The organism is Streptomyces hokutonensis, from assembly GCF_042751305.1.
Classification (GTDB): domain Bacteria; phylum Actinomycetota; class Actinomycetes; order Streptomycetales; family Streptomycetaceae; genus Streptomyces; species Streptomyces hokutonensis_A.
Genome location: NZ_JBHYWD010000010.1, coordinates 346,291 through 369,513, shown reverse-complemented (window position 1 = coordinate 369,513; position 23,223 = coordinate 346,291). Strand labels below are relative to the sequence as shown.

Below are 23,223 nucleotides of genomic sequence, written 5' to 3'. Positions count from 1 at the left end.
CGGCGACGGGGGTATCGAGATGATCGTGGTGACGGGTGCGACCGGGAACGTCGGACGGACGCTGGTGCGGTTGCTCACGGAGGACCAGGTCGAGGTGACGTCCGTGGCCCGGAATATCGACGGTCCGGGGACGGTGGCCGCCGACCTGGCCGAACCGGAGAGCCTGCGGGGCGCGTTCGAGGGCGCGGACGCGCTGTTCCTGCTGGCGGCGGGCGAGCGGCCGTACGACGTCCTGGACGTGGCCAAGGCGGCTGGTGTCCGCAGGGTGGTGCTGGTGTCCTCGCAGGGAGCGGGGACGCGACCGGAGGTGTACGCACTTGCCCGCCAATTCGAGGCGGCCGTACGGGAGTCGGGCCTCGACTGGACGATCCTGCGGCCGGGCGGGCTGGACAGCAACGCGTACGCCTGGGCCGAGTCGATCCGTGCCCGGCGCGAAGCGGCGGCACCCTTCGGGGACGTGGGCCTGCCGTTCGTGGACCCCGACGACGTGGCAGCGGTCGCCGCGACTGTTCTGCGCGAGGAGACACACACGGGCGCGACCTACACCCTGACCGGCCCGGCTTCTACGACACCCCGCGCGCGTGCGGCGGCGATAGCGGCGGCACTGGGCGAGCCGGTGACCTTCACGGAGCAGTCCCGCGCGGAGGCGCATGAGCTGATGGCGCGCTTCATGCCACTGCCCGTGGTCGAGGGCACGCTGGCCATCCTGGGCGAACCGACCGAGGAGGAGCGGCGGGTGAGCCCGGATGTGGAGCGGGTGCTGGGGCGGGCGCCGGGCACGTTCGGGGCCTGGGCGGAGCGCAACGCGGCGGCGTTCCGGTGACGGGCTCGCAGGTGACTCACGTCCTCGACTCGACCATGACGCACCGGGAGTCGGGGACCGGAGTGCCCATCGTCTTCCTGCACGGCAACCCGACCTCGTCCCACCTGTGGCGGAACGTCCTGCCGGGTGTGACGACCGGCCGCCTGCTGGCCCCCGACCTCATCGGCATGGGCGAGTCGGGCAAACCGGCCATCTCCTACGACTTCGCCGACCAAGCCCGTTATCTGGACGCCTGGTTCGACGCGCTCGGGCTGCGGGACGCGGTGCTGGTGGGGCACGACTGGGGCGGTGCCCTGGCCTTCGACTGGGCCGCGCGCCATCCGGACCGGGTGCGGGGCATCGCGTTCACCGAGACCATCGTCAAGCCGATGACCTGGGAGGAGTTCCCCGAAGGGGGCAGGGAGCTGTTCCGGGCAATCAAGACGGAAGGCGTAGGCGAAGCCATGCTCCTCGACGACAACGCCTTCATCGAACAGGCCCTGCCCGCCTCGACCACGACCCCGCTCGCGCCGGCCGTCCTCGCCGTCTACCGCAAGCCGTACCCGACCCGGGAGAGCCGCCGCCCCCTCCTGCGCTGGGCCCGCTCGATGCCGCTGGACGGCGAACCGGCCGACGTCGTGGCCAGGATCGAGGCGTACGACCGCTGGCTGACGTCCAGCCCGGACGTGCCCAAGCTGCTGCTCACGTTCGCACCCGGGGCGGGGACGATGACGACCCCGGACATCACCGCCTGGTGCGCGACGAACATCGCGGCCCTGGAGATCGAGCACTCCGACGCCGTGGCCGGCCATCACACACCGGAGGACCGGCCGGAGGTGATCGCCGACGCGATATCGGGGTGGGTGGAGCGGCACGGGCTCGACGTCTGAGACGTCATGGCCGCCTACCGCACGATCCGCACCCGCCGTTCCACGCTCACCTGGTCGATGTCCGACGTCCTGACCGTCACCTTCATCGTCCAGGTGCCGGCGATCGGGAGGTTGAGGGAGTTGGTGCCCCAGTAGCCGCCCTCGTCCTTGATGTCGGCGTCGAGGGGGCCGATCTTCTGGGACGGGAGGGTGAAGGAGAGGCGGAGTTCGGGGACCGTGGCGAAGCCGCCGTCGGGGCCGTAGACGACCGCCTCGACCGAGTTCAGGCCGACGCGGCCGGGGTCGAGGGTGATCTGTACCTTGCCGCCGGCGTTGCCGACGCGGAAGGGGACCATGGTGACGGAGGCCGCGGGGATGTCGGCCGGGGTCGCCGTCTGTTGTGCCTCCGCCGCTGCCCTGCCCGGGAGCGTGTTGGTCAGCAGGGTGGTGATCACCAGCACGGTGACGCCGACGGCGACTTCGAGCAGGACCGAGCGGCGGAGGCCGCGGCGGTATCCGTCCGGGGAGCCGTCACCGGCACCGGGGTCCGGGAGGGCCTTGTCATCACCGGTGGAGGGTTTCGTCGTCGCCGCGTCCGCGCCCGTGCGTACCAACTCCGGTACCTGGAGCGGTACTTCCGCCCCGGCCAGCCGTGCCGTCCACTGCCGGGACCAGGCCGCCGCTGCGAGGAGCAGTACCACCGCGCCGAGTTTCACGATCAGGATGCGGCCGTAGGACGTGCCTGTCAGGGCGTTCCAGGAGCCGAGGCCGCGCCAGGACTGGTAGACGCCGGTGACGACGAGGACGGTGACCGAGACGAAGGCGAGGCGGGAGAAGCGGGCCACGGGGGCCGCGTCGAGGTCGGGTGAGCGGTAGAGGACGGTGAGGAGGGCCGTGAGGCCGCCCAGCCAGACCGACATCGCCAGCAGGTGCAGGACCGCCGATGTCATCGCCACCGGTACCTGGATGCCGGCGGACGCGTGTTCCGCCGACGCCCAGGTCAGGGCGAGCCCGACGGCCAGGGCGGCACCCGTCCCCAGGGCGACCCGGCCGAACCGCTCCCGTCCCCGGAGTCGTAGGAGAAAGGCCGCTGTTGCGGCGAGGAGGAGCAGGCGGGCCGCCAGTGCCTCGCCGGGGCGAGTCGTGAGGGTCTTGGGGAGGGCGGCGGGGTCGAACGCCGTGGCCAGGCCCGTGCCCGCCTCGTAGGGGGCACGGAGAAGGAGCAGGGCCAGGGTTGACGCCAGGAGGGTCCACCAACCCGTCAGGATCGGCTTGTTGAGGACCGTGGGGTTCGGGGGGCGGCACAGGGCCAGGAAGGTGGCCGTGCCGATGAGGAGGGCGGCGGCCATGTACGCGAAGTAGCGGGCTATGTCGTAGAGGCTGCCCGTCAGCGGGTTCTCGTTCGGGGCCGTGCTGATCGGGGTGGTGGTGGCGGAGGGTTTGCCGATGGAGAAGGTGAAGGCGCCCGAGACGGGGTGGCTGTCGGCCGAGACGACGCGCCAGGCGACCGTGAAGGTGCCGGTGCCGAGCTTGGCCGGGAGGGTCACGCTCGCCGTGTCGCCGGCGTCCTTCGCGTGGTGCGCGGAACTCGTCCTCACCCGCCGGTTGTCGGGGTCGTAGACGCGGAAGGAGTCGTCGAGGAGGGCGACGGACTCGGAGAAGGTGAGGGTGAGGGTGCGGGGGGCCGACTTGAGGACGCTTCCGTCGGCGGGGTCGGTGGATTCGAGGGCGGCGTGCGCGGACGCGGTGCCCGCGCTGCCGAGAAGGAGCAGGACCAGCACGGTGCCCAGCAGCACCAGCCCTTGAACTCCTCGCCGCCGACCGCCCCCGCCGCTTCCTCCGTCGCGTCCAAAACGCTGTCCCTCGTTCCGTCGTCGGCGCACGTCATATCTCCGTCTTCGGACTTGCAGGCCTCGGGTTATGTACGGAAGAACCGTTCCCTTCGCTCACCATGTGGGCCGGGCCGAGACTCCGCCGTCCACGACCAGGTCGTGCCCGGTGATCCAGGAGGCGAGGGGGGACGCCAGGAACACGCACGCGTCGCCCACGTCCTCGGGCCGGCCGAGTCGCCCGGTCGGCGCCGCCTCCCGCCACCTCCGCACCCCTTCCGGCCAGGCCTCCGCCAGCCCCTCCCGGTCGATCAGGCCGGGCGAGACCGTGTTGACGCGGATGCCGTACGGGCCGTACTCCAGGGCCGCCGACCGGGCGTGCATCACCACGGCCGCCTTGGACGCGGAGTAGTGCGCGTGCAGCGGTGCCGGGGCGCTCGCCTCGATGGACGCGATGTGCGTCACGGAGCCGGTTCCGTCGCCCTGCTCCCGTATGACCTCCACCGCCGCCTGCGTGCACGCGAAGACGCTCGTCAGATTCGTGTCGACGACCGTCCGCCAGTCCGCCGCCGTCATCCCGTCCAGCGGCTGCGTCGGCTGCACGCCCGCGTTGTTGACCAGCGCGGTCAGCCGCCCGCCACCGAACTCCGCCGCCTCGCGGACCAGCGCCCGGCAGGCGTCCTCGTCGGTCAGATCCGCTTGCAGTACGACGGACCGGGCGCCCAACTCCCGTACCTGGGCCGCCACTTCACTCGCCGCCCCGACCGCGGTACGGCAGTGGACCGCGACCGCCGCCGCGCCCTGTTCGGCGAACCGCAGGGCGATGCCCCGGCCGATGCCGCCGCCCGCGCCCGTGACCAGGGCGACCTGTCCCGCCAGCAGGCCGCTCACGGGCGGCACAGCCCGGCGATACGGGCGGCCTCGGACGGGTAGCGGGCGGTCAGTTCGGCGGCGTCGCCGTGCTCGTAGCCGTCGTAGGTGAAGCCGGGCGCCATGGTGCAGCCGAAGAACGTCCACGCGCCGAGCGCCAGCGCCCCCATCCAGGTGCCGGCCGGCACGGTGAACTGGAGGTGCTGGCCGTGCAGGACGTCCGGGCCGAGGACCGCCGTGCGGGAGCTGCCGTCGGGGGCGAGGAGCAGGAGTTCGAGCGGGTCGCCGAGGTAGAAGTGCCAGACCTCGTCGGTGGGCAGGCGATGCAGGGCGGAGTAGTCCGGGGCGGCGAGGAGGGCGACTATCGCGGTGCCCTCGGGGCGGCCGTCGGACCGTTCCGGGCCCGCCCAGGTACGGCGGAACAGGCCGCCCTCGCGGGGGATCGGCTCCAGGTCGTAGTGGGCGACGAGGTCTTCTGGGGTCACTCCGGCAGGCTACGGGAAGGCCACCTCACGAGGGAGGAACGCCAGTTGGGCGTGCTTCTCGGGCAGGAACACGTCCGGGGTGTCGATCTCCGGGAGCACCACCCGCGGCCCCGCCACGAAGCCCTGCCGCAGGAAGCGCGCGATCGCCTTCTCGTTGCGCACGTCCGGATCGACCACGATCCTGCGCCGGTCCAAGCCGACCAGGACGTACGCGGCGAGGACGCCCAGCAGCGCCGCCGACCAGCCGGGGCGGGCGCCGTCCGGTCCGGCGGGGGCGAGGAGGAGGTGGATGCCGATGTCCCCGGGTGCTACGGCGTAGCAGCCGCCGACGCGGTCGGCGGCGGGTTCGTAGGTCTGGAGGAGGGCGACCGGTTCGTCGTCCCTGAGCACCAGGTGGGCGTGGTGGGTGTCGAGGGTGTCCATGTGGGCGTAGATCTCGGCGACTTGGGCCTGGGTGAGGCCGTTCATGCCCCAGAACGCGGCCCGTTCCTCGCTGACCCAGCGGTGGATCACCTCGGCGTCGGCCGCCGGGTCGAGGGGAAGGACGCGGATGGTGCCGAAGCCGTCGACGTGCTGCTCGTGGACCGGTCGGCGAGTGGGAGCTTCGGGTTCGAGGCGGCTGAAGTCGGTGATCACCGGGACCAGATCTCCCTTGAGCCACAAGGGGAGTTGGTCGCGGTGGTGCGGTGAGCCGGGCAGCCCCGACGCGCCCAGCGGCACCACCCAGCGGCTGTCCTCCCGCCGCGCCAGGTCCCACACGAAGCGGGCGGCCGGGCCGCGTGCGCTCAGGTCGGTGAGTCCGGGCACGGAGGAGGTGCACAGCACGCAGTCGTGGTCACCGGACAGGCCGGGCCCGGGAGTTGGGGTGCCGGCGAGCGCCCGCCAGGGAGTCAGACGGTGGGTGTCACCCCACGCACCGGCCTGCTCGGCGGCGGCTTCCTCGACCGCCGCACGAACGGTCTCCGACCGGTCGATGCCGTACAACTCCCGTGCCCGCAGCAGGTGTTCGAGCGCGAAGCCCACGCGCGGGAGCAGCGCGAGCCACGGCAGGAACACCTCCGGGTAGGCGGGCGGCTCGGCCAGCGCGGCGAACGCCGGGTGCGCCGCGAGCCGTCGTACGACCGCGCCGCGCACGGCCGCGTAGGCGGCGGCGTCCGTGCTGTCGGCGTCCATGCGGCGGTCCCAGTCGTGGAGCCGGTCGCGGAGTGCGGCGGCCTCGGGGGTGAGGTCGGTGAGTGCGGCCAGGTGGTCCAACAGGGGGGTGACGGAGCCCAGTTGGGTGTCCATGTGGATCGGGGGCATGTCCGCGGCCGACCAGTGCGCGCGCTCGGCGAGGAGCGCGGTGATGCGGTCGGCGCGGTGGGGCGGGGCGAACTCGACGCCGAGCGGGGTGGCGGGGCCGTGCTGGTTGGCCATGACCGCGATGCCGTCGGCGGCGGGTTCGGCGTGGGGTGACTGGTGCCAGCCGTGCCATTCGTGGCCGGGTTCCCAGGCGGGGACCAGCCGGGTGCGGTTGGACTCGGCGCGCACCGGGACCCGGCCGGCCACCCGGTGCAGCAGGCCGCCCTCGGTGTCGGCGGCCTGGACGACGTTGACGGGCTCGGCCCAGTCGTCGAACGCCCGGTCCACGTCGGCGGCTTGGCGGGCGCGGAGGAGGGGGAGGAGAGCGGTGAAGCCGAGGTCCTCGGTGACGCGGGGCGGGTAACGGAGGCTGATGGCCACGGGCGGGGTGCCGGGCGGCACGGTGACTTCGCCGTCGAGTCCCTCAGGGCCGCCGATGACGACCGGCCCGCGTTCGGTCTCGATGACCTCGACCTCGACGGGGGCCCCGCCCGCCACCTCGACCGTCTCCGTGTGCCGGGCAGCGCGCCGCCAACTCCCGTCCGGACCAAGGGCTTCGACACCGGCGCCGGTGCGGCGCAGGCGCTCGCGGTAGAGGTCCTGGTAGTCGGCCATCGCGTTGGTGATGGCCCAGGCGACCGTGCCGGTGTGGCCGAAGTGCGCGAGGCCGGGGACACCGGGCACGGCGAGGCCAACCACGTCGAACTCCGGGCAGGAGAGGTGGACTTGCTGGTAGACGCCGGGTTCCTCGATGAAGCGGTGCGGGTCGCCGGCGAGGAGGGGCAGGCCGGTCGTGGTCCGTGCCCCGCCGACCAGCCAGCCGTTGCTGCCGGAGGTGCCGGGCCCGTCGGTGGCGAACAGGCCGACGGCGTCCGGCCCGAGGTGCCGTATCGCCTCCTCGCGCCACAGCTTGGCCGGGAACCCCGCGAACAGGATGTGCGTGGCGAGCCAGACCCCGAGCGGGGTCCAGGGCTCCCAACGGCCGGGCGCGAGGCCCGACTCGGCGAACTCGGGCGCCGAAGTCCCGTCGCCCAGGCCTTCGTTGACTCCGTCGACGTACGACCGGACCCAGCGCGCGGTCTCCGGGTCCCGCTTCTCCAGGGCGGCGAAGCAGCGTCTCGCGGTGTCGTCGAGGCGGGCGCGGCGGGCGAAGAGGTCCCAGGGCAGCGCGCCGATGCCGAGGAAGGCGGCCGAGGTGCCCTGTGTGCGATGCCGTTCGGTCTCCAGCTGCCAGGCGCGGTCGTGGGCGGTGACGCGGCCCTGGGCGCGGGCGAGTTCGTCGGCGCCGGAGGCGCGCAGGTGGGGGATTCCCCAGGCATCGCGGTAGATCTGGGTCGTCACCCTGTGAACCCTCTGCTTCTCTGTTTCGAGGCTATTTTTTAGGTTAGCCTTGCCTAAGTTACTTGCGGGGAAAGCGTACGCGAAGGGTGAAGAGACGATGGCACAGGGGCGCGGCTGGGAGGGCGCGGTACTCAAGCTGCTGCGCGCGAAGGACTTCGAGTTCACCGTGACCAGGGCCGAGGACGTCACCCCGCACTACCGCCGCCTCCGCCTCACCGACGGCGGCATGCTCGCGGCGACCGGCGTCCACCCGACGATGTGGGTCAGGCTCTGGTTCGACAACGCGGGCAAGCCGCATCAGCGGGCGTACACCCTGGTCGACCCCGACCCGGCGGCCGGCACCTTCGCCCTCGAATTCGCCCTGCACGAGGGCCGCGCGAGCGACTGGGCGCGGTCGGCGAAGCCCGGCGACACGATCGAGGCGACGGTCCAGGGCACGGGTTTCGAGGCCCCCGACCCGGCCCCCTCCCACCTCTTCGTCGTCGGCGACCCGGCATCCGTCCCCGCCGTCAACTCCCTGCTGGAGGCGGTGGGTTCGACGACCCCGGCGACGATCTGGTTCGCGGGCGACCCTGCCGGACTCCCCCTCCGCACCGACCCGGACCGCCACGAGATCCGCGCGCTCCCCAGGGGCGGGCCGGCCGAGCGGGTCCGCGCGGAACTCCCCGGCCTCCTGAGGGCCACCCCCGACCCCTACGTCTGGATCACCTGCGACACGACGACGACCCGGGCGCTGTCGTCGTACGTCCGCAAGGAGTTGGGCGTACGGCGGGAGCGGGTGCACGGGCTGGGGTACTGGCGGGCGACCTGAACCTGGACGCGGACGAAGAGGCATCCCAGCCCCGGACGCGCCAGAATCGACCCATGGACGTCACCCTTCACCTCGCCCAGGACCCCGAGGCCGACGAGCTCCTCGGCCGTTCCCCGCTCGCCGCGCTGGTCGGGATGCTGCTCGACCAGCAGGTGCCGATGGAGTGGGCGTTCAAGGGGCCGCGCACGATCGCCGACCGGCTCGGGGCCACCGATCTGGACGCGGACGACATCGCCGCCCGCGACCCCGAGGCCTTCGCCGCGCTCCTCTCCGAGAAGCCGGCCGTGCACCGCTACCCGGGCTCGATGGCCAAGCGCATCCAGCAGCTGTGCCAGTACCTCGTCGAGCACTACGACGGGGACGCCGGCGCCGTCTGGGCGGGCGTCGGCACGGGCGCCGAGCTGCTGAAGCGCCTTGAGGAACTGCCCGGCTTCGGCAAACAGAAGGCGCAGATCTTCCTGGCCCTGCTCGGCAAGCAGCTCGGCGTCACCCCGAAGGGCTGGCGCGAGGCCGCCGGCGCCTACGGCGAACCCAAGTCCTACCGCTCCGTCGCCGACATCACCGGCCCCGAGTCCCTGGCCAAGGTCCGCGCCCACAAGCAGGAGATGAAGGCGGCGGCGAAGGCCGCGAAGGCGGCAGGCGGCAAGTAACCGCGTCAGCCGGACGGCCCGCCCCCGGTGGCGGGCCGCGTGACCCCGGTCAAAACATGGACCATGACCGAGGCACCGAGCGGCCCCTCCTGGGGCCCGGAGTTCGACGACCGCCGCGCCCACGACCGGCGCGCCCCACGGCCCCCGCACGACGAGCGGTACCGGGAACCCGACCTCGAAGGTCCCCTGCACGCCCTGTCCAAGGCCGCCTGGCAGGTCGTCCTGCTCACCGGCGTCGCGTCCCTGATCCTGGGCGTCCTGGTCCTCGTATGGCCCGGCGCGTCCCTCTTCGCGGCCGGCATCCTCTTCGGCATCTACCTGCTGATCAGCGGCGTCTTCCAGCTGGTCTCCGCCTTCGGCACCCACAAGGCGACCTCGCTGCGCGTGCTGGCGTTCATCAGCGGCGCGCTGTCGATCGTCCTGGGCCTGTTCTGCTTCCGCGGCCCGATGCAGTCGATCCTGCTGCTCGCCCTGTGGATCGGCATCGGCTGGCTGATCCGCGGCATCACCCAGACCCTGGCCGCCGCCTCCGACCAGAACATGCCCGCGCGCGGCTGGCAGATCTTCCTCGGGATCGTCACGTTCATCGCCGGCATCGTCCTCATCGACTCGCCCTTCCGCTCGGTCGCCGTCCTCACCCTCGTCGGCGGCATCTGGCTGGTCGCGGTCGGCGTCGTCGAGATCATCACGGCCATCCGGATGCACCGCCTGGCCAAGCAGGTACCGACCGCCCTGTGACGGCGACCCCCTACTCCATACGGGCGTATCCCACTCCGGACGCGATGAACGCCGTAGCTCCACAGGGCAGATTGACCCCCGTGAGCCCCGCACGCAGCCTCCCCCGCAGCCGTGCCTGGCTGCGGGCACTCGTGCTGCTGCTCGCCCTCCTCGTACCGGGCACACACGCCGAGACGCGCGCGACGCCGGTCGCCTCGTCCGTCGAGACGACCATCGAGTACGACGTCCTCGACACGGCCGCGGCCGCCCTACGGCCCTCCACCCCCGCCGTCCACCGGCCCAGCGCGCCCCTGCGCCCCGCGCCGACCCCGGCGTCCCACTCCCCCGAGGGCCGCCCTCTCCCCGCGCCGCACGGGCCGTCGTACACCCTGCGTGCCCAACGCACCGTGGTCCTGCGCTGCTGACGGACCGACCGCCCCACCAGGCAAGTCAGTCAGTCCGTAAGTCCGACGCGAGGAACACAGCCATGCCCATCGACCCGTACGCGGTCCTGCGCGCCCTGCTGCGCGCGGAGGCCGTACGCAGCGCGCCCAAGCCGGACGTCCGCCGGCCCGAACCCCCACAGGCCCCGAAGGAACAGGAGCGCTGAGCAGGTCAGCCGGATCGGCCGCGGGGGGGGGGGGGGGGGGGGCCCGGGGGGGGGGCGGGGGGGCGCCCCCGCCCAGGCGCCCGCCCGCGCCGGCTCGCGCGGGGGGGCTGGCCGTCGCGCCCCGGGGCGGGGGGGGGCCCCGCGCCCCCGGGGGGCCCCCCCCCCCCCCCCCGCGCCCAGCCACAACGGCGCCGCAGGCGACCGACAGCGCTCGCCACCCTTACGGCTTCCAGCGGAGCGCTACCGCTTCCGACGGGCCGTGCCGAACAGCGAGCGGGTGATCTCGCGGCCGATCTGGGTGCCGACGGAACGCGCCAGGGACTTGAACATGCCGCTGCCGACGACCTGTTGGACCATCGACTCGTCCTCCTTGGTCGCTTTCGGAGAGGCCTTCGCGGCTGCTTCCTTGGGTTTCTGCGGCTCGGCCGCCAGCTTCTCGTACGCCGACTCCCTGTCCACAGCCTGTGCGTAACGGCCGTAGAGGGACGAGGACTTGACCGCCTGGTCGAGGGTCGTCGCGTCGATCGGGCCCATCAGGGACTCGGGGGCGCGGAGGCGGGTGACGGCGACAGGGGTCGGGGCGCCGTTCTCGCTCAGGACGGTGACGACGGCTTCGCCCGTGCCCAGTCCCGTCAGGATCTCCTCCAGGTCGTAGGCGGAGTTCGGGAAGGTCTTCACGGTGGCCTTCAGTGCCTTCTGGTCGTCGGGGGTGAAGGCGCGCAGCGCGTGCTGGACGCGGTTGCCGAGCTGGGCCAGGACGTCGCCGGGGACGTCCTTCGGGGTCTGGGTCACGAAGAAGACGCCGACCCCTTTCGAGCGAATGAGGCGGACGGTCTGCGTGATGGAGTCCAGGAACGCCTTGGAGGCGTCGTTGAAGAGCAGATGCGCCTCGTCGAAGAAGAAGACGAGCTTCGGCTTGTCGGCGTCGCCGACCTCGGGGAGGTCATGGAAGAGGTCGGCGAGCAGCCACATCAGGAAGGTCGAGAAGAGCTGCGGTTTGTCCTGGACGGCGGGGAGTTCGAGGACCGAGACCATGCCCCGGCCGTCCGACGCCGTGCGCAGCAACTCGCTCGTGTCGAACTCGGGCTCGCCGAAGAAGTCGGCCATGCCCTGCGCCTCGAAGGCGGTGAGGGAGCGGAGGATCACGCCGGCCGTGGCGGTGGACAGGCCGCCGATGTTCTTCAGTTCCGGCTTGCCCTCGTCGGAGGTGAGGAAGGTGACGACGGCCCGCAGGTCCTTGAGGTCGATCAGCTCCAGGCCCTTGGTGTCGGCGTAGTGGAAGATCAGGCCGAGGGACTGCTCCTGGGTCTGGTTGAGTTGGAGGACCTTGGACAGCAGTACCGGGCCGAAGCCGGTGATCGTGGCGCGGACGGGGATGCCGTGGCCGATGCCGCCGAGGGCGTAGAACTCGGCGGGGAAGCCGGTCGCCGTCCACTGTTGCCTGACCTCGGCGGCCCGGCCCGCGACCTTGTCGTTGGCCGTGCCCGGCGCCGAGATGCCCGACACATCGCCCTTCACGTCCGCGAGGAACACCGGCACACCCTGCGCCGAGAGCTGCTCGGCGATGAGCTGGAGGGTCTTGGTCTTGCCGGTGCCGGTGGCGCCCGCGACCAGGCCGTGGCGGTTGAGCATCGGGAGGGGGATGCGGATCTGCGCGTCGGGCAGCGGGGCCCCGTCCCAGAGCAGGGCGCCCAGATCGAGTGCAGGTCCTGTGAAGGCGTACCCGGCGGCGATCGTCTCGCTGTCACTCATATCAGGCCCCTGTTTCCTTTTTGCCCGTCTTTGCGACATCTTTTCCAGCGTCGCACTCCGTCTCCATGGCTGCGCCCGGAACGTCATGACCGGTAGGCTTTCCGTGTGATCTTCAAGCGCATCGGAAACGGCCGGCCGTACCCCGACCACGGCCGGGAAAGCACCCGGCAGTGGGCGGATGTCGCGCCGCGCCCGGTCCGCCTCGATCAGCTGGTGACGACCAAGGGCCAGCTCGACCTGGAAACCCTCCTCGCCGAGGACTCGACCTTCTACGGCGACCTCTTCGCGCACGTCGTGAAGTGGCAGGGCGACCTGTACCTGGAGGACGGCCTGCACCGCGCGGTCCGCGCCGCGCTGCAGCAGCGGCAGGTCCTCCACGCGCGCGTCCTCGAACTGGACTGAGCCGCGCCCTCGACAAGGCCCGGACGGCTGCCTTCCGGTGGACCGTTGACCCTTTCGGGTTGGTCTCGGCGCTGTCGAATGATCATCTAGTAGGCATCGTCGCCCGGGCGCACTACGCTGCGCTCATGAGCATGCTGACTCCCCCAGGCATGGGCGGCCAGTACCGGATCACGGGGGACAAATACCCGCGCATGCGCCGTCCGCGGCGCCGCGGGCGGCTCGTCCTCATGGTGGTCGCGTCCGTCGCCGTAGTCGGTGTGGGCGGGTGGGGCACGTTGCAGCTCATCGACGTCTTCACCGGTGGCGGCAAGCAGGCCTCGGCGGCCGGTCCCAAGGCGGACTGCGCGTCCAAGGTGAGCCCGTCGCCCACCGCGAACGCCGGCGTCCCGAAGCCCGCCCAGATCACCGTGAACGTCTACAACGCCACGCCCCGCAGCGGCCTCGCCAAGTCGACCGCCGACGAACTCAAGAAGCGCGGCTTCAGGATCGGGGACGTGGGCAACGCGTCCGCGCAGTTCGACAAGAAGGTCAAGGGCACCGGGATACTGCTCGGCCCCGCCGCCTCCCTCGACACCTCGCTGCCCGTCCTCGCGACCCAGCTCACCGGCGCCGAGCGCCGCACCGAGCCCACCCGCAAGGGCACCGCCGTGGACCTGATCATCGGCACCGCCTTCAAGGACCTCACGGCGAAGGCCACCGCCGACAAGGCCCTGGCCGCGCTGAGCGGACCGGCACCGACGGCCAGTGCCTCGCCGAAGGCCTGCTCGTAGGGCCCATGAGCCCCACGGCAGGTAAGAGCCGTACAGGAATCGGGTGTTGAGCGGGTTCTACTCCGCCGCCCCGTACAGCCGGTCGCCCGCGTCGCCGAGGCCCGGGACGATGTAGCCGTGCTCGTTCAGGCGCTCGTCGACCGAGGCCGTCACGACCGTCACCGGGGTGCCCGCGAGTTCGCGCTCCATGACCTCGACGCCCTCGGGGGCGGCGAGCAGGACCACGGCGGTGACGTCGTCCGCGCCGCGCTTGATCAGCTCGCGGATCGCCGCGACCAGGGTGCCGCCGGTGGCCAGCATCGGGTCCAGGACGTACACCTGGCGGCCGGAGAGGTCCTCGGGCATGCGCGTGGCGTACGTGGAGGCCTGCAGCGTCTCCTCGTTGCGCACCATGCCCATGAAGCCGACCTCGGCCGAGGGCAGCAGCCGGACCATGCCGTCCAGCATGCCGAGGCCGGCCCGCAGGATCGGCACCACCAGCGGGCGCGGGTAGGACAGCTTGACGCCGGTGGTCGCGGCGACCGGCGTCGTGATGTCGACCTGTTCGGTGCGCACGTCGCGCGTGGCCTCGTAGGCGAGCAGGGTGACCAGCTCGTCGGCCAGGCGGCGGAAGGTCGCGGAGTCGGTGCGCTGGTCGCGCAGCGTGGTGAGCTTGTGGGCGACCAGAGGGTGGTCGACGACGTGGAGACGCATGTCCACAACAGTAGCCGGGCCCCGCGGCTGCCGCGGCCTCGCTCCGGCCGGCCGCGGCGACGCCCCCACCGGCCACGATTCCGCCCGCACTGGCATCAAACCGCCCGTCCGGGGGAAAGTGGGAGGGACGGAGCGGGGTGGTGAGCCGATGCCTGACCGTGAGTCCCACGAGGACCCGTCACAACACGAGAGCCGGGAGACCGACGCCGAACGCAGACGGCGCCGGGCGCAGTTCCTGCGCGAACTGACCGAGGCCCGTGAGCTGCGCGACCGCGTCCAGCCCCGCCGCGCCAAGGCCGCCCGGCTGCGCCACGCCATGCGTATGCGAACCTTCCGCTGGTAGTTGAGGCCTGTCTCACAGAACTTTGTAAGGCCAACCGGGTGCGTGTGCACGGCGATCGACGCGTACGATCCCGCTGGTGGTCGATCAAACACGGTCGGACACAGGGAGCCGAAGACGTCCCCTGAACGCCTTGTTTCTGCCACGATTCCGAGTGGGTGGGGCTCGGAGCACGAGCTCTCCCCGCCCGTAACCTCCGCCGGGGGGACCCCCAACCGGCACGCCTAAGACCAGTGGGAGAGTCACGGTGTACTTCGCCGCACTGCTCGCGCGCACCGAAGACGGGTGGGAAGCGAGCGACACAGAGCTCGACGATGTCGAGAGCCTGTCGGATCTGGCCGAACTGGCCCGTGAAGCCTCGCCCGAGGACGACACGGTGCTGGTGCTCATCGAGCAGGAGGACGCCTGGTTCGGCGTCGTCCGCATCGACGGCGAGGACGACCCCCGGATCTACGTCTCGGACGCAGCTGCGGCAGCCCGCAGTTCGTACGGCGAGATCCTGCTCACGGACGAGCTGCTCGGCAGGGATCCGGACGACGACGACGTCGTCGATCTGGACTCCCTCGACCTCGACGGCACCGAGGACGGTGACTCCGAGGAGGACGACGACGAGGCCGGCACCTCGGCCGAGGCCGTTCCGCACAGCCCGGTCGGGGACAGCCAGATCCTCGACGACCTGGGCGTCGGCGAGAAGGAGCTGCGCCTCCTCGACGCCGACGACGCGCTGAGCGCCATCGCCGAGGCCCTGGGGGCCTCGGAGGTCCTGGAGACCGTCCGCTGACCACAGCACGCACAGAAGGGCCTCCGGACCCGGTACGCGACCGGTGGCGGGCCGCGATGCGGCTCGCCCTGGACGAGGCCGGAGCGGCCGCCCTGGGCGGCGACGTCCCGGTCGGCGCGGTCGTACTGTCCCCGGACGGTACGACCGTGCTCGCCACCGGCCACAACGAACGCGAGGCCACCGGCGATCCGACGGCGCACGCCGAGGTGCTCGCGATCCGCAGGGCCGCCGCTCACCTCGGCGAGTGGCGGCTGTCCGGCTGCACTCTCGTCGTGACCCTCGAACCCTGCACGATGTGCGCGGGCGCGCTCGTGCAGTCCCGGGTCGACCGGGTCGTCTACGGCGCCCGCGACGAGAAGGCCGGCGCGGCCGGCTCCCTCTTCGACGTCGTACGCGACCGGCGCCTCAACCACCGTCCCGAGGTGATCGGTGACGTCCTCGCGGACGAGTGCGCGCAGCTGCTCACGGAGTTCTTCCGGGACCGCTGATTACCGATTTCAAACCACACCCCACCTTGTTGTAAGGTCTCTCTCGGTAGCGTGTCCGAGCGGCCGAAGGAGCTCGCCTCGAAAGCGAGTGTGGCGCAAGTCACCGAGGGTTCAAATCCCTCCGCTACCGCTTCTGGAGGGCCCCGTCGAGAGACGGGGCCCTTCGTGCGTAGATCCAAAAAAACGGCCGTGAAGGTTACACTCACCGCCGGCAACAGGGGGCCCTCGGGCACGGACGTCACAGGGGAGGCCGCGATGGCGGTGAACGCGAAGAAGATCGCCGTCTATGTGCTTGTGGTCTTCGCGCTGTACGTGATCATCACCAAGCCCGCCAAGGCGGCCGACTACGTCCAGATAGGCTTCGAGGGCATATCGGACGCCGCGAAGGCCATCGGCGACTTCATGACCTGGCTGGCCGACGGGGCGCACTAGCCAACCACCACCCTGGAGCGCGCAGATGATCCGCCACCTCGTCCTCTTCAAGCTCAACGAGGGCGTCCAGCGCGACGACCCACGCGTGGTGGCGGGCGTCGAGGCCTTCCGCCCGCTCGGCGACCTGATCGAGGACCTGCGCTCCTGGGAGCTGGGCTGGAACATCAGCGACCGCCCCATCGCCTACGACTTCGCGATCAACTCCTCGGCCGACGACGCCGACGCCCTGAAGCGGTACGTCGAACACCCCGCGCACCAGGCGGGCGTCGCGCTGTGGCGCGAGTTCGCGACCTGGGTGATCGCCGACTACGAAGTCTGAGCCTCCCTCCTCAACAGCCCTCCGCCGTTTCGGCGGAGGGCTGTTATGCGTACTGTCAACCAATTTGCCCCTCAACACGGCGTAACGCAGTGATATGCGGTGCTTGCACACAGTGCACATGTGTTGTGATGCTATGACCGCTATTGACGGATGAGTTGACCGATGAAGAGGTGGCGTTGACCGTGTCGGCCAGTACTGCGCCGCCCCAGGAAGTCACGGAAGTCACGGAAGCCCCGCCGGCCGCGCCCCGCAGCCGCGGTGCCGACACCCGGGCCCTCACCCAGGTGCTGTTCGGCCAGCTCAAGGGGCTCCAGCCCGGTACGCCGGAGCACAACCGGGTGCGCGGGGCGCTCATCGAGGCCAACCTCCCGCTCGTGCGCTACGCCGCCGCCCGCTTCCGCTCCCGCAACGAGCCGATGGAGGACGTCGTCCAGGTCGGCACCATCGGTCTGATCAACGCCATCGACCGCTTCGACCCGGACCGGGGCGTGCAGTTCCCCACGTTCGCGATGCCGACCGTCATCGGCGAGATCAAGCGCTACTTCCGCGACAACGTCCGCACGGTCCATGTCCCGCGCCGGCTGCACGAGTTGTGGGTGCAGGTCAACGCGGCGACCGAGGACCTGACGACCGCCTTCGGGCGCACTCCGAGCACCGCCGAGATCGCCGAGCGGCTGCGGATCGGCGAGGACGAGGTGCTGTCCTGCATCGAGGCCGGCCGCTCGTACCACGCGACCTCCCTGGAGGCCGCCCAGGAGGGCGACGGACTGCCCGGACTCCTCGACCGGCTCGGCTACGAGGACCCGGCCCTGGACGGCGTGGAACACCGCGACCTCGTCCGGCACCTGCTCGTCCAACTCCCCGAGCGCGAACAGCGGATCCTGCTCCTGCGCTACTACAGCAATCTCACCCAGTCGCAGATCAGCGCGGAACTCGGCGTCTCCCAGATGCATGTCTCCCGGCTACTCGCCCGTAGCTTCCAGCGACTGCGCTCCGCGAACCGCATCGAGGCCTGACCGAAAGCGTGAGCGATCTGTCACCGTTACGAACGAATCGCTCACCAGGGCGCTTCCTGTCGTTTCTGCGCTGAAAAACCGTCAGACCCCCTTTTTCCAGGGCTGTTTCGTAACAGACAAGTCGACATGTCACTACAGCGTGTTGCCGACATGTGACATTCTGCCGGAAGCGCGTTTGCCGTGGCCCAGGCTCCGGTATTCAGGTGAAGGCACCGCTCCCCCGACGGGGGCGATCGCCGCGACCGTCCCGCGACCCAAAGGGGGTGGCATGTCCGCAGACCAGGGCAGCTCGAAGGTGCTCACGCTCACCAAGAGCGAGGCTGAGCCCGCACTCGACGCCGTTACGGTCCTCGAGGCCGTACCCGCCGTACCGGCCCCGGCCCTCCCGACCACGGGAGCCATCGACACCCGCACCCTGTCCCGCTCCCTCTTCCTGCGGCTCGCCGCACTCGACGAGAACAGCCCCGAGCGCGGTTACGTCAGGGACACCCTCATCGAGCTCAACCTCCCGCTGGTGCGTTACGCCGCCGCGCGTTTCCGCTCCCGCAACGAGCCGATGGAGGACATCGTCCAGGTCGGCACGATCGGCCTGATCAAGGCGATCGACCGGTTCGACTGCGAACGCGGGGTGGAGTTCCCGACGTTCGCGATGCCGACCGTCGTGGGCGAGATCAAGCGCTTCTTCCGCGACACGTCGTGGTCGGTGCGGGTCCCGCGTCGCCTCCAGGAGCTGCGGCTGGCCCTCACGAAGGCCAGCGACGAACTCTCCCAGAAGCTGGACCGGTCGCCGACCGTCCCCGAACTCGCCGCGGTCCTGGGCGTGTCCGAGGAGGACGTCGTCGACGGCCTCGCGGTCGGCAACGCGTACACGGCCTCCTCGCTCGACTCCCCGGCCCCCGAGGACGACGGCGGCGAGGGCTCCCTCGCGGACCGCCTCGGCTACGAGGACACGGCCCTGGAGGGCGTGGAGTACCGAGAGTCCTTGAAGCCCCTGCTGGCCAAACTCCCGCCCCGCGAGCGCCGGATCATCATGCTGCGCTTCTTCGCCAACATGACCCAGTCGCAGATCGGCGAGGAGGTCGGCATCTCCCAGATGCACGTCTCCCGCCTCCTCACCCGCACCCTCTCCACCCTGCGCGAGGGCCTCATCTCCGACTGAGGGTTCCTATTTGACGGAGTGTCAGCCACCATGGCGCGATGCTTCGTTCGACACGGACAACTGGCCGCCGAGGCGCCCTGTTGGGTGCGTCGGCGGCCGTCGTCTGCGTAACGCTGACCGCGTGCGGAGCCGGCAACTCCGGAGACGGTTACGCGGCGGTCGGCCCACCCCGGCCGTCCTCCGCCACGACGGCGGGCCCGACCGGGAGCGTCACACTGGTGCCGCTCGACGCCCCCAAGTCACCTGCCGGTGGCGGGACTTCGGGACCGGAAACAGGGACCACACCAGCACCGGCATCCAGCACTCCCGCCCCGGCCTCTTCACCCCCGGCCGCCAAGTCCGGCCGTAGCAGCGCGCACTCGGCGACCTCGACACCAACTACCGCCCCTACGACGGCACCCGCCGCCCTCAGCTGGAGCGCCCCCGTACGCAAGGCCGCGAATCACCGCTGGTGCGAGGACGTCACCCTCAACTTCCACAACTCCGGGGGTACGGCGGTCCGTTCGGGCACGGTGACCTTCGGGACGCACATCATCGGGGCCCTGGGGATCGACTGGGCCACCATCAAGTCCACGGAACAACTGCCGGTACCGATCGCGCCCGGCGCGCGCGAGGACAGGACCTGGACGGTCTGCGTCGACGCGTGGCGAGCACCGCTGGGCATGCACATCGAGACACGGGACGTGTCGGTCGAGTGGCTCTAGACGGCTGCCCCGGCAGCGCCCCAAAGGGGCACGGGGCTGTGTCGATATGCGGCTCCGCCGCGTGGGCGCGACCAGCCGCGACGGCGCCGCAGAGGATTGCCGGCAGATCACGGCTCCCCCCGTGCCGGTAGCCGGTAATAGGCTCCGCGCCATGGACGTTCAGGTGGAGGTCGTGCGCGAGGCGACCCAGGAGCGGATGGTCTCGTGCGCGACGAACTCGGTGCCGGTGGCACGGTCGTGGGCACCCTGACGCTGGTGCTGTTTCCCGTGCCGTCCGGCCTACCCGGACGCGTCGAGGGCGTACTCGTCAACACCGCGGCCCGGAGCAGAACATCCCCGCGCTGCTGACCAACGAAGCCCTACGGATCGCCCGCGAAACAAGCGACCGTACCGCCGCGAACCGCCTGTACGAACGGCTCGGCCTCCGCGCCCGGAAGTCGGCGGTCTACCGGTTCCCCGTGGAGCCGGCCCGGTAGCCGCCCGAGTCAGGACGTCGGTGTTACATCATCGCCAGGTAGACCACCGCCGCCACGACCAGCACCGCGGCGACGACGCCGGCGATCAGGCCGATGCGAGGTCCGGCGGAGGCGGCGGACTGCTGCTGCGGTCCGCCCTGGGGGGTCTCGTCGACGAAGGCACGGAACATCTGGGTGCTGCCGGCGGGGTCGTAGTTGCCCTCGGGGCCCTGGGTGTTTGCCATGGGCCGAGACACTAGCGAATCCCCGGGGGACACCCAAGTGCGGGGCCTCATGCGGCCATTCCCACCTGTGGGTTTACGTTCACCAATGCTTGCCTTTGCCAACTTTTTATGCCACACCTACCCCGTTTTATTTGCCTGTAGCAACCAACCTCTCCTATGGTTGCCCTAAGCAACGAACATGAACGTGGAGGGTAGGCGAGGTGTGATGGCCGAGCGGACGCAGTACGAGGAGCTGATGCGTCAGTTCAGTGCCTTCGGCGCCGTACGCAGGGAGCTGGGGCGGATCCTGCCGTCCGACTGCCCCGGCGGCTCCGCGGCCGTGCTGACCCTGCTCGGCCGGCACGGCGCCATGCGCATGAGCAGGCTCGCCGAGCTGCTCGCCGTGGACATGTCCGTGACCAGCCGCCATGTCGCGCACGTCGTCGACCGGGGCTGGATCGAACGGTCCGCCGACCCCTCGGACAAGCGCTCCCGCATCCTGCGCCTCACCCCCAGCGGCCAGATCCGGCTCGACGAACTCTCCCGGCGTACCGCCCAGTTGCTCGCCGACCGGCTGAGCGACTGGAGCGACGAGGAGGTCGGCCAGCTGATCCGGCTGATGGCCCGGCTCCGCGCCGACTTCGGCGACTGCCGTACTCACCCGGCCCAGCCCCCTCCCGGCGAAACCCCCCACACCCCCGAACTCGAACACACCACCCGTACACCCGCATAAGCACGGAAGAAAAGGAAGCCCATGGCAACGACCACACCAGCCGGTGTGCGGGCTCACGCCAAGCACGGAGGGGGAGCCCCCGCGGCCCCCGACGGCGCGCCGATGACGCACCGGCAGATCATGGAGGCGCTCTCCGGGCTGCTGCTCGGCCTGTTCGCCGCGATCATCTCCTCGACGATCGTCACCAACGCCCTGCCGACCATCATCGGCAGCCTGGGCGGCGGCCAGGAGGCCTACACCTGGGTCGTCACCGCGGCCCTGCTCTCCATGACGGCCTCGGTGCCGCTGTGGGGCAAGATGGCGGACCTGGTCAGCAAGAAGGCCCTGGTCCAGATATCCCTGGTCATCTACATCATCGGCTCGGTCGTCGCCGGTCTCGCGCAGAACCCGGCGATGCTGATCGGCGCCCGTGTCATCCAGGGCCTCGGCGCCGGCGGTCTCTCCGCCCTCGTCCAGGTCGTGATGGCCGCGATGATCTCCCCGCGCGAACGCGGCCGGTACTCCGGCTACACCGGCGCCACCTTCGCCGTGGCGACCGTGGGCGGTCCGCTGCTCGGCGGTGTGATCACCGACACCTCGTGGCTCGGCTGGCGCTACTGCCTGTTCGTCGGTATCCCCTTCGCGCTGATCGCGCTGGTCGTGCTGCAGAAGACGCTGCATCTCCCGGTCACCAAGCGGAAGGTCAAGGTCGACTGGGCCGGCGCCTTCTTCATCACCGCCGCCGCCTCGCTGCTGCTGGTCTGGGTGACCTTCGCCGACGACAAGTACGACTGGCTGTCGTGGCAGACGTACACGATGGTGGGCGGCACGTTCGTGCTGGCGCTGCTGTTCGTGTTCACCGAGACCCGGGCGAGCGAGCCGATCATCCCGCTGCGCCTGTTCCGCAACCGCACGGTGTCGCTGGCCTCCCTCGCCTCCCTGTTCGTCGGCGTCGGCATGTACTCGGGCACGGTCTTCTTCTCCCAGTACTTCCAGCTGGCCCGCGACAAGTCCCCGACGATGTCCGGTGTCATGACGATCCCGATGATCGGCGGCCTGTTCGTCGCGTCGATGGTCTCCGGCCGCTTCATCACCAAGACCGGCCGCTGGAAGGGCTGGCTGGTCGCCGGCGGTCTCTTCCTCACGGCGGGCCTGGGCCTGCTCGGTCTGATGCGCTACGACACCCCGTACTGGGAACTGTCCATCTACATGGCCCTGTTGGGCATCGGCGTCGGCACGATGATGCAGAACCTGGTCCTCTCCACGCAGAACCAGGTGACCCCGAAGGACCTCGGCGCCGCCTCCTCCACGGTGAGCTTCTTCCGCTCGCTCGGCGGCGCGGTCGGCGTCGGTGTGCTCGGCTCGGTGATGTCGGGCCGGATCACGCACTACGCCAAGGACACCATCACCTCCCTGGACCCGCAGTCGCAGGCCGCCGCCGCGAAGGCCGTCGGCAGCAGCTCGCTGCCCGACATGGACGCCCTCCCGAGCACGGTCCGCACCTGGCTGGAGGGCGCCTACGGCCACGGCATCGCCGACGTCTTCCTCTACGCGGCGCCCTTCGCCCTCATCGCCTTCATCGTCGTCATGTTCATCAAGGAGGTCCCGCTGCGGACGACGGGCGGGCTGGCGCAGGCCGCCGAGGAGGCCGTGGGCGTGCTGGACGCGGCCGAGGTTCCCGCGCCGGCCGAGGAGAAGATCCCCAGCTGGGCCGCCGCTTCCGAGACGCAGGAGGAGACCGCACCCGTGACCACAGCCATGTCCGTCCCCGCGTCCGGTGGAATTCCCGTCCGCGGCTTCGTCCGCGGCGCCGAGAGCGCGCCCGTCCCGCAGGCCGCCGTCACACTGATCTCCCTCGGGGGACGCCAGTTGGGCCGCTCGGTCACGCAGGCGGACGGCTCCTACGCGCTGGACGCGCCGAGCGTCGGCTCGTACGTCCTGATCGCCTCCGCAGACGGCTTCCAGCCGCAGGCGTCGACGGTCGTCGTGAACGGCAGCGACCCGGTGTCGTACGACGTTCTTCTCAGCGGCACCAGCGGCCTCAACGGCCTTGTCCGGGCGGCCGATTCGGGGCAGCCGGTCAAGGACGCGATGGTGATCGTGACCGATGTGCGCGGTGATCTGCTGTCCACCGGAACCACCGGTGAGCAGGGCGAGTTCGCCTTCGCCGAGCTGGTGCCGGGGGCGGTGACCGTCGCGGTGAACGCCGACGGGTACCGGCCGCGCGCCCTGCCCGTCGAGGTCGGCGGCACCGGCGTCACCCGGGTCGAGATCGACCTCGACTCCGGCGCCCAGGTCCTCGGTGTGGTCCGCGCCCCGCACGGCCCGCTGGCCGACGCGCGGGTGACCCTCGTGGACGCGGCGGGCAACGTGGTCGGCACCGCCACCACCGGTTCTGACGGGGCGTACGCCTTCACCGATCTGAGCGGCGGCGAGTACACGGTGATCGCGACGGGCTACCCGCCGGTCGCCACCGCCCTCACGCTGAACGGCCGCGGAACCGACGGCCACGACATCGAACTCGCGCACCCCGGCGAGTAGTTCACACCCCGGCCCGGGGGGGGGCCAGCGCCCCGCGCGGCCCGCGGAGGGGGGGGCGCCCGGGGGCCGGCGTGCGCGCGGGCCGGGCGCGGGGACGGGGGGGGGTGGGA

27 protein-coding genes and 1 tRNA gene are annotated in these 23,223 nt (G+C 71.1%); 21 read left to right on the top strand and 7 right to left on the bottom strand.

The annotated features are described in order from the left end of the window. The first annotated feature begins 19 nt into the window (after positions 1 to 19). Both ACFXC1_RS27395 and ACFXC1_RS27390 read left to right on the top strand, forming a co-directional pair. Positions 20 to 823, top strand: a complete 804-nt coding sequence (locus ACFXC1_RS27395) for an NAD(P)H-binding protein (RefSeq protein ID WP_381246882.1) — start codon at positions 20 to 22, stop codon at positions 821 to 823. 11 nt (positions 824 to 834) lie between these two features. Next, entirely contained in the window at positions 835 to 1,692 is an 858-nt protein-coding gene (locus ACFXC1_RS27390; RefSeq protein WP_381246879.1) for a haloalkane dehalogenase, read from the top strand. A 14-nt stretch (positions 1,693 to 1,706) separates the two neighbouring features. Here ACFXC1_RS27390 and ACFXC1_RS27385 read toward each other — a convergent pair whose 3' ends face one another. The 4 genes from ACFXC1_RS27385 to ACFXC1_RS27370 form a co-directional block, all read right to left on the bottom strand. Continuing rightward, positions 1,707 to 3,467: a copper resistance CopC/CopD family protein gene (locus tag ACFXC1_RS27385; RefSeq protein ID WP_381246876.1), complete on the bottom strand. Its 1,761-nt coding sequence runs from the start codon at positions 3,465 to 3,467 to the stop codon at positions 1,707 to 1,709. A gap of 150 nt (positions 3,468 to 3,617) precedes the next feature. Further along, positions 3,618 to 4,400, bottom strand: coding sequence for an SDR family NAD(P)-dependent oxidoreductase (locus tag ACFXC1_RS27380; RefSeq protein ID WP_381246873.1), 783 nt, complete (start codon positions 4,398 to 4,400; stop codon positions 3,618 to 3,620). Further along, positions 4,388 to 4,855 carry a cupin domain-containing protein gene (locus ACFXC1_RS27375; protein WP_381246870.1) on the bottom strand — a complete coding sequence of 156 codons (468 nt, stop codon included), beginning with the start codon at positions 4,853 to 4,855 and terminating at the stop codon, positions 4,388 to 4,390. Before ACFXC1_RS27375 ends, ACFXC1_RS27380 begins: the two co-directional genes overlap by 13 nt. Positions 4,856 to 4,864: 9 nt before the next feature. Further along, positions 4,865 to 7,537: a GNAT family N-acetyltransferase gene (locus ACFXC1_RS27370; protein WP_381246867.1), complete on the bottom strand. Its 2,673-nt coding sequence runs from the start codon at positions 7,535 to 7,537 to the stop codon at positions 4,865 to 4,867. 97 nt (positions 7,538 to 7,634) lie between these two features. Here ACFXC1_RS27370 and ACFXC1_RS27365 point away from each other — a divergent pair, with 97 nt between their 5' ends. The 5 genes from ACFXC1_RS27365 (at position 7,635) to ACFXC1_RS27345 (ending at position 10,325) form a co-directional block, all read left to right on the top strand. Next, positions 7,635 to 8,348: a siderophore-interacting protein gene (locus ACFXC1_RS27365; protein ID WP_381246864.1), complete on the top strand. Its 714-nt coding sequence runs from the start codon at positions 7,635 to 7,637 to the stop codon at positions 8,346 to 8,348. 53 nt (positions 8,349 to 8,401) lie between these two features. Then, positions 8,402 to 8,998, top strand: coding sequence for an HhH-GPD-type base excision DNA repair protein (locus tag ACFXC1_RS27360; protein ID WP_381246861.1), 597 nt, complete (start codon positions 8,402 to 8,404; stop codon positions 8,996 to 8,998). A 63-nt stretch (positions 8,999 to 9,061) separates the two neighbouring features. Next, positions 9,062 to 9,736, top strand: a complete 675-nt coding sequence (locus tag ACFXC1_RS27355; protein ID WP_381246858.1) for an HdeD family acid-resistance protein — start codon at positions 9,062 to 9,064, stop codon at positions 9,734 to 9,736. Positions 9,737 to 9,816: 80 nt separating this feature from the next. Further along, complete coding sequence (locus ACFXC1_RS27350; RefSeq protein WP_381246856.1) at positions 9,817 to 10,140, top strand: hypothetical protein; 324 nt, start codon at positions 9,817 to 9,819, stop codon at positions 10,138 to 10,140. A 62-nt stretch (positions 10,141 to 10,202) separates the two neighbouring features. Continuing rightward, positions 10,203 to 10,325 (top strand): hypothetical protein, encoded by a 123-nt coding sequence (locus ACFXC1_RS27345; RefSeq protein WP_381246853.1) that lies wholly within the window; start codon positions 10,203 to 10,205, stop codon positions 10,323 to 10,325. 240 nt (positions 10,326 to 10,565) lie between these two features. Here ACFXC1_RS27345 and ACFXC1_RS27340 read toward each other — a convergent pair whose 3' ends face one another. After that, positions 10,566 to 12,077, bottom strand: coding sequence for a helicase HerA-like domain-containing protein (locus ACFXC1_RS27340; protein ID WP_381246850.1), 1,512 nt, complete (start codon positions 12,075 to 12,077; stop codon positions 10,566 to 10,568). Between the two features lie 105 nt (positions 12,078 to 12,182). Between ACFXC1_RS27340 and ACFXC1_RS27335 the strand changes: the two genes are divergently transcribed. Both ACFXC1_RS27335 and ACFXC1_RS27330 read left to right on the top strand, forming a co-directional pair. Next, the gene (locus ACFXC1_RS27335) at positions 12,183 to 12,479 is read left to right on the top strand and encodes a type II toxin-antitoxin system VapB family antitoxin (RefSeq protein ID WP_003999914.1); all 297 of its coding nucleotides are present in this window, start codon (positions 12,183 to 12,185) and stop codon (positions 12,477 to 12,479) included. 149 nt (positions 12,480 to 12,628) lie between these two features. Then, positions 12,629 to 13,249 (top strand): LytR C-terminal domain-containing protein, encoded by a 621-nt coding sequence (locus ACFXC1_RS27330; RefSeq protein ID WP_381246938.1) that lies wholly within the window; start codon positions 12,629 to 12,631, stop codon positions 13,247 to 13,249. A 57-nt stretch (positions 13,250 to 13,306) separates the two neighbouring features. On the opposite strand, the gene upp is transcribed toward ACFXC1_RS27330, so the two are convergent. Beyond that, entirely contained in the window at positions 13,307 to 13,942 is a 636-nt protein-coding gene (gene upp, locus ACFXC1_RS27325) for a uracil phosphoribosyltransferase (protein WP_019073299.1), read from the bottom strand. 148 nt (positions 13,943 to 14,090) lie between these two features. On the opposite strand from upp, the gene ACFXC1_RS27320 reads away from it, so the two are divergent. From ACFXC1_RS27320 to ACFXC1_RS27275, 10 genes are all read left to right on the top strand, one after another. Continuing rightward, the gene (locus ACFXC1_RS27320) at positions 14,091 to 14,285 is read left to right on the top strand and encodes a hypothetical protein (protein WP_317883661.1); all 195 of its coding nucleotides are present in this window, start codon (positions 14,091 to 14,093) and stop codon (positions 14,283 to 14,285) included. A gap of 244 nt (positions 14,286 to 14,529) precedes the next feature. Continuing rightward, a complete protein-coding gene (locus ACFXC1_RS27315) occupies positions 14,530 to 15,063 on the top strand; it encodes a tRNA adenosine deaminase-associated protein (protein WP_381246846.1) in 534 nt (177 codons plus the stop codon). A gap of 56 nt (positions 15,064 to 15,119) precedes the next feature. After that, a complete protein-coding gene (gene tadA / locus ACFXC1_RS27310) occupies positions 15,120 to 15,551 on the top strand; it encodes a tRNA adenosine(34) deaminase TadA (RefSeq protein WP_381246843.1) in 432 nt (143 codons plus the stop codon). Positions 15,552 to 15,596: 45 nt separating this feature from the next. Continuing rightward, positions 15,597 to 15,681: transfer RNA gene (locus ACFXC1_RS27305), tRNA-Ser, on the top strand. A gap of 59 nt (positions 15,682 to 15,740) precedes the next feature. Further along, positions 15,741 to 15,983: a hypothetical protein gene (locus tag ACFXC1_RS27300; protein WP_381246940.1), complete on the top strand. Its 243-nt coding sequence runs from the start codon at positions 15,741 to 15,743 to the stop codon at positions 15,981 to 15,983. A 25-nt stretch (positions 15,984 to 16,008) separates the two neighbouring features. Continuing rightward, entirely contained in the window at positions 16,009 to 16,302 is a 294-nt protein-coding gene (locus tag ACFXC1_RS27295; protein WP_019073294.1) for a Dabb family protein, read from the top strand. A 143-nt stretch (positions 16,303 to 16,445) separates the two neighbouring features. Beyond that, positions 16,446 to 17,318 (top strand): RNA polymerase sigma factor SigF, encoded by an 873-nt coding sequence (locus ACFXC1_RS27290; protein WP_078532672.1) that lies wholly within the window; start codon positions 16,446 to 16,448, stop codon positions 17,316 to 17,318. 268 nt (positions 17,319 to 17,586) lie between these two features. Beyond that, positions 17,587 to 18,477 carry an RNA polymerase sigma factor SigF gene (locus ACFXC1_RS27285; RefSeq protein WP_019073292.1) on the top strand — a complete coding sequence of 297 codons (891 nt, stop codon included), beginning with the start codon at positions 17,587 to 17,589 and terminating at the stop codon, positions 18,475 to 18,477. A 38-nt stretch (positions 18,478 to 18,515) separates the two neighbouring features. Next, positions 18,516 to 19,181, top strand: coding sequence for a hypothetical protein (locus tag ACFXC1_RS27280; RefSeq protein WP_381246838.1), 666 nt, complete (start codon positions 18,516 to 18,518; stop codon positions 19,179 to 19,181). Between the two features lie 204 nt (positions 19,182 to 19,385). Beyond that, complete coding sequence (locus ACFXC1_RS27275; RefSeq protein ID WP_381246835.1) at positions 19,386 to 19,529, top strand: hypothetical protein; 144 nt, start codon at positions 19,386 to 19,388, stop codon at positions 19,527 to 19,529. A gap of 151 nt (positions 19,530 to 19,680) precedes the next feature. Here ACFXC1_RS27275 and ACFXC1_RS27270 read toward each other — a convergent pair whose 3' ends face one another. Next, positions 19,681 to 19,881: a hypothetical protein gene (locus tag ACFXC1_RS27270; protein WP_381246832.1), complete on the bottom strand. Its 201-nt coding sequence runs from the start codon at positions 19,879 to 19,881 to the stop codon at positions 19,681 to 19,683. 205 nt (positions 19,882 to 20,086) lie between these two features. Between ACFXC1_RS27270 and ACFXC1_RS27265 the strand changes: the two genes are divergently transcribed. Both ACFXC1_RS27265 and ACFXC1_RS27260 read left to right on the top strand, forming a co-directional pair. Beyond that, on the top strand, positions 20,087 to 20,593 hold the full coding sequence (locus ACFXC1_RS27265; RefSeq protein WP_381246935.1) for a MarR family winged helix-turn-helix transcriptional regulator: 507 nt from the start codon (positions 20,087 to 20,089) through the stop codon (positions 20,591 to 20,593). 102 nt (positions 20,594 to 20,695) lie between these two features. Continuing rightward, positions 20,696 to 23,113, top strand: a complete 2,418-nt coding sequence (locus ACFXC1_RS27260) for an MFS transporter (protein ID WP_463294327.1) — start codon at positions 20,696 to 20,698, stop codon at positions 23,111 to 23,113. Positions 23,114 to 23,223 lie beyond the last annotated feature (110 nt).